General features: G+C 36.3%; 5 protein-coding genes. 4 read left to right on the top strand and 1 reads right to left on the bottom strand.

What is annotated here, in order from left to right:
* Positions 1-263 precede the first annotated feature (263 nt).
* Entirely contained in the window at positions 264-701 is a 438-nt protein-coding gene (locus GY065_RS02140) for a MerR family transcriptional regulator (protein WP_174832918.1), read from the bottom strand.
* Between the two features lie 134 nt (positions 702-835).
* Here GY065_RS02140 and lepA point away from each other — a divergent pair, with 134 nt between their 5' ends.
* The 4 genes from lepA (at position 836) to modD (ending at position 7,709) form a co-directional block, all read left to right on the top strand.
* Entirely contained in the window at positions 836-2,632 is a 1,797-nt protein-coding gene (gene lepA / locus GY065_RS02135) for a translation elongation factor 4 (protein WP_084547987.1), read from the top strand.
* 557 nt (positions 2,633-3,189) lie between these two features.
* Positions 3,190-5,022 (top strand): ABC transporter ATP-binding protein, encoded by a 1,833-nt coding sequence (locus GY065_RS02130; protein ID WP_174832917.1) that lies wholly within the window; start codon positions 3,190-3,192, stop codon positions 5,020-5,022.
* Positions 5,015-6,748, top strand: a complete 1,734-nt coding sequence (locus GY065_RS02125) for an ABC transporter ATP-binding protein (protein ID WP_174832916.1) — start codon at positions 5,015-5,017, stop codon at positions 6,746-6,748. The genes GY065_RS02130 and GY065_RS02125 overlap by 8 nt, the downstream gene beginning before the upstream one ends.
* Positions 6,749-6,845: 97 nt before the next feature.
* Entirely contained in the window at positions 6,846-7,709 is an 864-nt protein-coding gene (gene modD / locus GY065_RS02120) for a ModD protein (protein ID WP_174832915.1), read from the top strand.
* Positions 7,710-7,785: the final 76 nt, after the last annotated feature.

Genomic DNA, 7,785 nt, shown 5'->3' with positions numbered 1-7,785 from the left:
TTCGACTGCGTTCTACTTTAAACTGTGCGTTTGTTTCGTGTCGCGTCATCAGCGAAGAAGGCGAACTATACGCCTCCACAAAGCCCCTGTCAACTCCTGCCTGCATTTATTTTTGACTTCCTCCTCATTCAACTGTTTTTACTAAGTTTATTTTTGGTGCCTTTGACTCAGTTTTGCTGTTTTATTTGACTCCACTATCTGCCGATAGGAATGTTGACTTGTTTATAGCCTCTATTCCTTCTACTTATGATTAGATGACAGTTCTATTTATCAAGGTCTTTTTTGAGTTTAGCATTTTCATAGTATTCTTTTTTAAATCTCAACAATGCTATTTGCTTTTTTAATGTTTCCATGGTGTCGAGCAGCTTTTGTTCTTGCTGGCTAATTATATTCAGCCGCTGATTCAGTGTTTTATCTCCTTGCAAACAGAGCTCTATATAGTGTTGAACATCTTTTATGGACATATTGGCATTGCGTAAACACTCGATTAATTTTGCCCATTGTAAATCTGCATCTGAAAAAAATCTTTTGTCATGCTGATCTCTCTGTAAGAACGGGAATAGATTAAGAGAATCGTAATAGCGCAGAGTATGTGCTGATAATCCAAGAATTTGGGCCGCTTCGGTTACGGAATATTTAGGTTTGAGGCTTAACTGCCCATTATTGGCTATTGATAAAATACAATCCTGTAAATCCACCATTTTTTACCTCTTTAGTTTTATAAATCAACAAAATATCACAATTAGTAAAGACGGGATATTAAGCTTGACTTCGAGTTACTCTAATTATTACATTTAATGCCTATTAAATGAATAAAATCTGAAAGAATGGGAATATGAACCTAAATAATATTAGAAATTTTTGTATTATTGCTCATATTGATCATGGTAAATCTACGCTGGCTGACAGGTTAATTGAAATGACAAAAACGGTCAGCGAAAGAGAAATGAAAGAGCAATTATTAGATAATATGGAGCTTGAAAGAGAGCGTGGTATTACTATTAAGCTCCAGACTGTGCGAATGTACTATCAAGCCGAAGATCAGGCTGAGTATGAACTTAATTTGATTGATACGCCCGGTCATACTGACTTTGCCTATGAAGTTTCCCGCAGTTTAGCCGCTTGTGAAGGGGCATTATTGGTGATTGATGCCACACAGGGAGTGCAGGCTCAGACTATTGCTAATTTAAAATTAGCGCAGGAACAGAATTTAACGATTATTCCGGTTATCAATAAGATTGATATGCCAAATGCGGATGTAGAACGTGTTACCAAAGAGCTCGAAGAGCTGGATGGGATTAATCTGGATAATATTATATTGGCTTCGGCCAGAACAGGGGCCGGAGTCGATAATATTCTGAATGCTATTGTTAAAGAAATACCGGCGCCTAGTGGTGAACAGAATCGTCCTCTTCAGGCTTTAATTTTCGATTCGCATTACGATATGTATCGTGGTGTGGTTCTGCATGTCCGTATCTTCAATGGTTCGGTGACTACTGGTCAGAAGATTAAAATGATCAAAAGTGAACTGGAGTTTGAAGCATTACAGATTGGTGTATTTTTGCCTGAAATGAGGTCTGTTGAAACACTTGTTGCTGGCGAGGTAGGCTATATTTCTACTAATATAAAGGTGGTGTCCAATGTGAAAGTTGGTGATACATTAATTGATATTAATGCACCAGACACTCCGCCCGTACCCGGATATAAAGATGTTAAACCCATGGTATATGCAGGCTTGTTTCCTATTAAAAATGAGGAACAGGAAAAGCTGCGCGATGCGATAGAAAAACTGGCTCTGAATGATTCGGCCTTTATTTATCAACAGGAAAATTCTCTGGCACTTGGCAGTGGCTTTCGATGTGGCTTTCTAGGCATTTTGCACATGGAAATTATTCAGGAAAGACTGGAACGGGAGCATGGTATTGAAATTATTTCTACGTTTCCCAGTGTTGAGTACCGGGTAACGCTTACGAATGGCCAGGTAATTACGGTAAATAATCCGACGTTGTTACCGAGTTTTGAAAAAATAGCTTCCATTGAAGAACCTTTTATTGAATCAGCCATTATTATTCCTGTGGAAAATATTGGCGAAATTATGAATCTGTGCCAGGAAAAGCGAGGTATATTCGTTGATATGACCTACCTCAATAACAAAATGGCGGAACTATTTTTTAAGCTGCCGATTTCTGAAATTGCCTATACTTTTTTCAACTCACTAAAATCCATCACGCATGGTTATGCATCAGTTGATTACCGCGACAGATGTTATATTGCGTCTGATCTTGTGAAAATGGATATCTGGCTGAATGATGAAATAGTAGATGCATTTTCATTTATTTTACCGCGCAGCAGTAGTTATGAACGCGGTAAACAAATAGCTCTGAAAATGAAGCATGTGATTCCGCGTAAGTTATATCCCATGCCAGTTCAGTCTGTGGTTGAAAACAGAGTTATTGCGCGTGAGGATATTCCGCCCTTACGCAAAAGCGTAACCGGAAAAGGATATTCCGGCTCTCTATCCAAAAAGAGAAAAATTGCTAAAAATATAAAAGATAATAAAGTCAGACAACGTAAATTTGGCGGTGTAGATATTCCTCAAGCTGCATTCCATGCGGTGCTGGATATTAGCTGATAAATGTTTATCTCTGTCAATTTAAAACTAAGAGGGTATGCTTTTTCTATACCCTCTTAGTTTTTCTACAGCTATTGAAGTAATACTTTGAATATTAACTGTTTTAGCTTACATTTTTCGTACCTAGATTTCATTCAGATAGATATCATTTTCAGGTAAAGGTTATATACGACAAAATTATCAATGGTTATATACCATATAGATATAGCTTATGAAATGAGAACATCACTGGCAATCTGTAATATTTATTTGAAATTATTGATAACTAAAAACAAAATAAATTCTCATGATCAATAAAAAAACTCTGCTCGATAATTTAACTGAGTTAATTATTTAATCAGCTGTTCGTCATTAAGATAGTTTTAAGAAGTAGAGCAATCTTTTCCATTGTGGTCATGCATCAGCTCAAAATCATGACTCAGTGCAAAATTTGTTGCACTCAAGGCCTGCGATTTTATTAACACACTCCATAATATTGTTTGTTTTATAAAAAGAATTGTTATTTTATACATTATAAATAATAATGATTATTATTACTTTAATAAGGTACTCATTTAATGAAACCGTGTAATAACAGTCCTACTTCTCGACTTTGGCAACTCACCTTTAAAAATAAAATTTTAATTATTTTATCTTGTTTATTTTCAGTTTTAAGTGTTGCTACTGCTTTTATCCCTTTTATTTCGGTTTATTATATTGTTTACGAAATAATAATGAGTTTAGCCGATAAGCACGTATTAAATAACGGGCTTATTATTCATTATGGTTGGCTGGCTTTTATTGCGGCTACATTGTCGCTATTTTTTAATTTCTTTGCACTCTGCTTCTCGCATATTGCTGCGTTTAAAACGCTTTACTATTTGAAATATAATTTCGTTCGATATTTATCATATTTACCATTAGGATTTTATACTGAACATTCGAGTGGAGAGCTACGAAAAATCGTTGATGATGATATTGAAAAGATAGAAATTTTTATTGCTCATCAACTCCCTGATATGGTTGGTTCGTTTGCAACTCCGGTTATCATTTTAATTATTTTAGCTGTTTTTGACTGGCGTTTAGGGTTGGCAACGCTGGTACCCATTATTTTCGCTTATATTGTTTTGATAAGCGGCTACCGTCGTAAAGATATTAAAAACCATATGCAGGAGTTTCAAAATCGACTTATTGATATGAGTAATGCTTCAGTTGAATATATTCGTGGTATTGCTGTTGTAAAAGCTTTCAATCAAACTTTTTTCTCATTTAAACGCTTTTATGAGTCAATCAAAGCGTATCAAGTATTTTGCCTTAAGTTTACTGATTGTTTTAAATATCATATGGCATTTTTTCTACTGATATTAAATAACATCTATCTTTTTATTCTCCCGGTAATAATTTTCTTACTCGGTTCTGTAGATAATTATGCAAATTTTATCTTAGCTTCTATTTTTTATTTAATTTTCTCACTGGCATTACCAGCGCCTTTTTTAAAACTGATGTATGTTTCTCAAGGCCTTCAAAAAGCAGTTAAAAGCGTTGAAAATATGGATAGTGTTTTAAACGTAAAACCTTTAGCTGAACCCGAATCTGGTTTAGAAGTAAATCGTTATGATATTGGTTTTAATGATGTTACCTTTGCCTACAATAAGATTCAGGGTAGTGAGGCTTCAGAGAATAATGCGCTAAGTCACATTTCGTTTACGGCAAAACAAGGAACAACTACTGCTCTGGTTGGGCTTTCCGGCAGTGGTAAAAGTACAGTCTCATTGCTTATTCCCCGCTTCTTTGATCCTGATGAAGGTTCGATAACGATTGGTGGTGTAGATATTAAGCAAATGAAAAGTGAGTATTTATTGTCGTTAGTGAGTTTTGTGTTTCAGGATGTTTTTCTCTTTAAACAAACTATTTTAGATAATATTAAAATCGGCAAACCCGATGCCCGGTTAGATGAAGTTATTGCCGCCTCGAAAGCTGCACAATGTCACGAATTTATTGAAAAGCTACCAGATGGATATCAGTCAGTAATAGGCACTAAAGGACTGCATCTTTCAGGCGGTGAAATGCAACGTTTAGCAATCGCCCGCGCATTACTAAAAAACTCACCTATTTTAATTCTTGATGAAGCTACTTCTTTTGCTGATCCTGAAAATGAATACAAAATTCAGCTTGCCTTGAAGGTTTTGATGCAGGGTAAAACCGTTATTATGATTGCTCATCGTTTATCAACAATAAAAGATGCAAATCAAATTGTGGTATTAGATAAAGGTCGAATTGTTGAAAAAGGAACACATGAGCAGCTAATTGATAAGCATCATACCTATTACAAAATGTGGCAATACTATAAGCAAACATTAAATTGGCAAATGCATCAGTCTGGTCAAGATGATGAGGTGGCATATGTTTAAAAAATTATTGATGTTGTCTGATGCAGAGAATAAAAATCTTAATCAAGCTATTATCGCCTGTATCATCTCTAATTTGACATTAATGTTACCGTTTGTCATTTTATTACAGATAATTATCCTGCTAATTAAGCCATTAACTGACCAAATTCCTGTAAATATAAATTACTTATGGATTATGGCGGGAGCAGGCGTAGTTTCAGCCTTATTATTCTTATTTTGTTATAAAAGAGAATATGAAAAAACTTATGCTAATGCTGTTAGTCAGGCTGCCAATACCCGAATTGAAGTTGCTGAAAAAATCCGCAAACTACCGCTTAGTTTTTTTAATCGAAAAGATCTTTCTGAACTTACGGCTAATATTATGGGTGATTGTGCCGTTATTGAGAACATGCTTAGCCATGTGATACCTCAATTAATCGGCTATTCAATCAGCAGCCTGATAACTTGTTGTTTATTAGCATTTTATGATTGGCGGATGGCTGGTGCTATTTTTTGTACTCTGCCGATTTCTATTATTATTGTTGTTATTGGTAAAAGACTTGAACAAAAATTTGGTGAAAAACATGTTCAGGCTAAATTAATTGTTTCGGACGAAGTTCAGGAATATCTGGATGGTATCAAAATTATCAAAGGTTACGGAATAAGTAGTAAAAAATTTCAACGCCTGGATAAAGCCCTTAAAAAAATGATGTGGGCATCAATTAAGTTTGAAGGAATAGGAGGAATTATTGTCACTTTGTCTACTATGACACTACAAGTCGGTTTAGGCATAGTGGTTTTACTCGGTGTTTCGCTGATGGTTTCTGGTAGCTTAAATCCAATTACTTTTATTGCCTTTGTTATTATCAGTTCACGAATTTATAGCCCTCTGATTTCTATTTTGACATTATTACCCGAGCTGTTTTATATGCTTGTTTCCATCAATAGAATGAGAAGTTTACAATCTGAGTCTATTATGGAAGGAAAAGAAGATGTGACTTTTGCTAATCATACTATCAATATTGATCATGTTAATTTTTCCTACAATCAAATAAACGTTATTAATAATTTAAGCTGCACTATTCCAGAAGGAAAAATGACAGCATTAGTTGGACCATCAGGTAGTGGTAAAAGTACTTTATTACAATTGATTGCGCGCTTTTGGGATGTAAATTCGGGGAGGATTACCATTGGTAATCTTGATATTAAGCAAATTGACCCTGAAACCTTGATGCATTCAATGGCTTTTGTTTTCCAACAGGTGGTATTGTTTGATGATACGATTATGAACAATATTCGCATCGGAAGACATAATGCATCTGATGAAGAAGTCAAACTTGCCGCTAAAATAGCCAGATGTGATGAACTAATTGCCCGATTACCTGATGGCTGGAATACCTTAATAGGTGAAAACGGCAGTAAATTATCAGGTGGTGAAAGGCAACGAATCTCAATTGCCAGAGCATTATTAAAAAATGCTCCTATTATTTTGCTTGATGAGGCTACCGCCTCATTGGATCCTGAAAATGAGATTTATATTCAGGAAGCAATCGCCAGTCTGGTCAAAGACAGAACTGTAATCGTTATTGCTCATCGTTTAAAAACGATTATCGGTGCGGATAATATTATTGTTCTGGATAAAGGTTCAATTGCAGAACAAGGTAATTATCAAGACTTGATGAACAATAATGGTTTATTTACTAAGCTTTATAGTTTTCAAAAACAAGCATTATCTGTTAATTATTGATTAATTATTTTTCTCATAATTATCGGTATATGCTATAGCAATATAACTGATAAGAAACAGGCGCAGGTTGCAGTCATTCATTTAACGGGGAAATACCATGTTTTATTTATCTGATGCTGAGCTGGATAAACTATTACTCGATGATATCGCTTATGGTGATTTAACCACCCGTGCTTTAGGTTTTGGCCGGCAGGCTGGAAAAATGACATTCTGTCGCCAGAAAGCTGGCAGGGTTAGTGGTGTAGCCATTGCAGCCAGGCTGTTGCAGAAGCTTGGGCTGGAAGTAGTGATACAAGAACAAGACGGTGCTGATGTTAATGCTGAAACCGTACTGTTAACCGCTTTTGGTCAAGCTGAAAATCTGCATCAGGGCTGGAAGGTGGCACAGAATGTACTGGAATGGTGCAGTGGTGTAGCACAATATATGGCGCAAATGCTGGCAAGCGCACATGAGATTAATCCGCTGGTACAAATTGCCTGCACGCGTAAGAGTATTCCCGGTACGAAATCTCTGGCTATTGCGGCTGTAATAGATGGCGGAGGAATATTACATCGTGCCGGCACAGCTGAGTCTGTTTTGCTGTTTGCCAATCACCGCCATTTTTATGCGCAGCCGGATGATTGGGCTGCTATGGTAACGCGTTTAAAGTATGCTGCGCCGGAAAAGAAAATTATTGTCGAAGCAGATAATATCGAAGAGGCTTTCGCAGCACTGGCAGCACAGGCAGCACAGGCAGCACAGGCAGATATTGTACAGCTGGATAAATTTACGCCGGAAGAATTTGCACTGGTGTTGGCAAAACAGCAAATATTAGCGCCAATGAGTTTATTGTCTGCTGCCGGTGGCGTCACTTTATTAAATATAGCGGAATATGTTCGTGCGGGAGCGCAATTACTGGTTACCTCTGCGCCCTATTATGCCCCGCCGGCAGATATTAAAGTGGAATTGAAACCTGTTTAATGCTGATTTGTGTTTTAAATGATTAGCTGATGGTTTACTGTATAGTATTGGCGACGACATTAACTATGATTGATGG

The sequence above is a fragment of the Snodgrassella sp. ESL0323 genome (genome assembly GCF_013346865.1).
In the GTDB taxonomy this organism is placed as follows: domain Bacteria; phylum Pseudomonadota; class Gammaproteobacteria; order Burkholderiales; family Neisseriaceae; genus Snodgrassella; species Snodgrassella alvi.
The sequence above is the reverse complement of the archived record's forward strand: the minus strand, read 5'-3'. Positions and strand labels throughout refer to the sequence as shown.

Coding starts and splice junctions, on each gene's coding strand:
- GY065_RS02125 (WP_174832916.1), top strand. CDS start 5,015: ATGTTTAAAAAATTATTGATGTTGTCTGATGCAGAGAATAAAAATCTT.
- GY065_RS02130 (WP_174832917.1), top strand. CDS start 3,190: ATGAAACCGTGTAATAACAGTCCTACTTCTCGACTTTGGCAACTCACC.
- modD (WP_174832915.1), top strand. CDS start 6,846: ATGTTTTATTTATCTGATGCTGAGCTGGATAAACTATTACTCGATGAT.
- lepA (WP_084547987.1), top strand. CDS start 836: ATGAACCTAAATAATATTAGAAATTTTTGTATTATTGCTCATATTGAT.
- GY065_RS02140 (WP_174832918.1), bottom strand. CDS start 701: ATGGTGGATTTACAGGATTGTATTTTATCAATAGCCAATAATGGGCAG.